Origin of the sequence: Mycobacterium sp. 1245499.0, assembly GCF_001673615.1 — a bacterium.
In the GTDB taxonomy this organism is placed as follows: Bacteria; Actinomycetota; Actinomycetes; order Mycobacteriales; family Mycobacteriaceae; genus Mycobacterium; species Mycobacterium europaeum_A.
Genome location: NZ_LZMG01000196.1, coordinates 1 through 1,333, shown reverse-complemented (window position 1 = coordinate 1,333; position 1,333 = coordinate 1). Strand labels below are relative to the sequence as shown.

The 1,333-nt window shown below is 70.9% G+C and carries 1 protein-coding gene; it reads left to right on the top strand.

The window, feature by feature from the left end; genetic code table 11:
- Nucleotides 1-1,333 (top strand): alanine--tRNA ligase-related protein (locus A5646_RS11450; RefSeq protein WP_231998292.1); only part of this gene is annotated, 1,333 nt, incomplete at both ends.

Sequence of the window (1,333 nt, the reverse complement as noted above, 5' to 3'; positions counted from 1 at the left end):
CGCCGTCGCCGAGGAGACCGCGTTCAACCGCACGCTGGCGGCGGGCTCGAAGCTGTTCGACGAGGTGGCCGGCACCACCAAATCCTCCGGCGCGAAGGCGATTTCGGGCTCGGACGCGTTCACCCTGCACGACACCTACGGATTCCCCATCGAGCTCACGCTGGAGATGGCGTCGGAGGCCGGCCTGCACGTGGACGAGGTCGGCTTCCGGGAACTGATGGCCGAGCAGCGCCGGCGCGCCAAGGCCGACGCCGCCGCGCGCAAACACGCCCACGCCGACCTGACCGCCTACCGCGAGCTGGTCGACGCCGGGCCGACCGAGTTCACCGGCTTTGACGAATTGACTTCCGAGGCAAGGATTCTGGGCATCTTCGTGGACGGCAAGCGGGTTCCGGTGGTCACCCACGGCACCGAGGGGGCCGACCGCGTCGAACTGGTGCTGGACCGCACGCCGCTGTACGCCGAGGCCGGCGGCCAGATCGCCGACGAGGGCACCATCAGCGGAACGGGCGCCGGCGAGACCGCCCGCGCCGCGGTCACCGATGTGCAGAAGATCGCCAAAACCCTGTGGGTGCACCGGGTCAACGTCGAGTCCGGCGAGTTCGTCGAGGGCGACACCGTCGTCGCGGCGGTCGACCCGCAGTGGCGCCGCGGCGCCACCCAGGGCCACTCCGGCACCCACATGGTGCACGCGGCACTGCGACAGGTGCTGGGCCCCAACGCCGTTCAGGCCGGCTCGCTCAACCGCCCCGGCTATTTGCGGTTCGACTTCAACTGGCAGGGGCCGCTGTCCGAAGAGCAGCGCACCCAGGTCGAAGAGGTGACCAACCAGGCCGTGCAGGCCGACTTCGAGGTGCACACCTTCACCGAGCAGCTGGAGAAGGCCAAGGCGATGGGCGCGATGGCCATGTTCGGCGAGGCCTACCCCGACGAGGTGCGGGTGGTGGAGATCGGCGGCCCCTTCTCGCTGGAGCTCTGCGGTGGAACCCACGTGCACAACTCGGCGCAGATCGGGCCGGTGACCATCCTGGGCGAATCCTCGGTCGGTTCCGGGGTGCGCCGGGTGGAGGCCTACGTCGGGCTGGAGTCGTTCCGGCACCTGGCCAAGGAACGCGCGTTGATGGCGGGGCTGGCGTCGACGCTGAAGGTGCCCTCCGACGAGGTGCCCGCCCGGGTGGCCAACCTGGTGGAGCGCCTCAAGGCGGCGGAAAAGGAACTCGAACGCGCCCGGCTGGCCGGCGCCCGGGCCGCCGCGACCAACGCCGCGGCGGGCGCGGAGCGCATCGGTAACGTCCGGGTGGTGGCGCAACGGATGTCCGGCGGGATGACGGCG